1 protein-coding gene is annotated in these 1,597 nt (G+C 68.1%); it reads right to left on the bottom strand.

What is annotated here, in order from left to right; genetic code table 11:
• Positions 1 to 276: 276 nt before the first annotated feature.
• Positions 277 to 1,470 (bottom strand): D-alanyl-D-alanine carboxypeptidase family protein, encoded by a 1,194-nt coding sequence (locus KZA10_RS14640; RefSeq protein WP_218683250.1) that lies wholly within the window; start codon positions 1,468 to 1,470, stop codon positions 277 to 279.
• Positions 1,471 to 1,597 lie beyond the last annotated feature (127 nt).

Raw genomic sequence — 1,597 nt, 5'->3', positions numbered from 1 at the left:
GTTGACCGCGGTAATCCTCGGCATGCTGGAGGGCGGCAACGCCTGGGCATGGTTGTCCGTGCAGAGCGCGCTCTGCTTCGGGATCGGGGTGATCGCCCTCGTGGCCTTCGGTATCGTCGAGCGCCGCTCCTGATCTGCGGACACATCCCAGAACGACGCCCCATTCCGCTCACTCGGGGTGGGGCGTCGTCCTGTGCCGGTCACGCGACCGGGAGGCGTACGACGCGACCGGGAGGCGCACGACGCGCTCGGGAGATGCGTGAGCGGAGAGGGTGGTCAGGAGCGGTCGGTCGTGATGCCGAGCAGTTCCAGCGGGTGGGTCAGACGCCACCACGGGCTCGGGCCCTCGACGTCTTCGGCCAGCACCAGAGGCATCGTGATGGTGTTGAGGGGGCCGGCTGTGGTGAGCGTCCCCACCGCGTCGTCCTGCTCGCGCTCGTCGCCGAGGGCGAAGTCCGCCGTGGCCGTGGCGGTCGCTGCGTTCCAGAGCACCACGTCGGCGTCGGATTCGGTGATGACGTCGACCTTCTCACCCCAGGGGGTCGTGACCTGACCGACAACCGTGTTCTTCGCGACGGCCGGGGCCTGAGCTTCCAGCGCGGCTTCCGCCTCGGTGAACAGGGAGCGGGTGAGGGCGAGTCGCTGGTCGTTGCCGGCCTGGTTCAGGGCCGCGGCGTAGAGGTGCACGGTCGTGTCGCCGATGACCACATCCTTCGCGGTGAGCAGGTTCCAGCCCACGAGCGTGCCGGTCTTGATGCCCACGACACCGGGGTCGTCGAGCATTCCGTTCGTGTTCACGACGGTGCCGGCACCCGGAAGATCGACCGACCTGGTCCCCACGATCTCTGCGAACACCGGGTTCTGCATGGCGCGCTCACCGAGGGCGATCAGGGCCTCGGGAGTGGCGACGTTGCGTTCGTCGAAGCCCGACGGCGTCACCACGGTGATGCCGGTGAGCCCGCGCTCTCGCAGCCAGACCTCTGCCGCACGGGCGAACTCGCGATCGGAACCCCAGATCTCGGTTGCCAGGCGGTCGATGTAGTTGTTCGCCGAGCCCATGAGCGTGCCCTGCAGCAGCTGATACTCCGTCAGAACGCCGCCGATCGGCACATCGAGGGCGGACTGGTCGCTACGGCGGTAGTCCCAGTACTTCACGCTGTCGGCGCGGGTGAAGGAGAACTCGGGGCCCTGCTCGCCGAGCGCGAGCGGCATCCGGTCGAGCACCATCAAGCTGCTCACCACCTTGGTGATGCTCGCGATGCTCACCGCATCGGGGACCGATGCCGCGGTGCCCATGCCGGCGATCCCCACGGCGCCGGCGCCCTCGGTCGGCCAGGTGACCGTGGCAGCGGCGGCGGGCGTCGTCGCAAAATCGACCGACTGCACCGTGGGCGGCACCTCGTGCAACGGCCACAGCAGCGTGGTGCCCGCGTATACGGCGACGATGCCGACGAGCGTGGACAGCGGCATGATCACCGTCGCCCGTCACTTTAGGTTAGCCTTACTTTATGAGCGATACGAAATCCGGTTTCTCGATCGAGCGTCGCGGCCTGGAGCTGCGCTTCCGCAACGTCACGCTGAGTGCCCGCGAATGGCT

Source organism: Microbacterium sp. BF1 (assembly GCF_019279095.1).
GTDB classification, from domain to species: Bacteria; Actinomycetota; Actinomycetes; order Actinomycetales; family Microbacteriaceae; genus Microbacterium; species Microbacterium maritypicum.
This window is presented reverse-complemented; position numbering and strand designations above follow the sequence as displayed.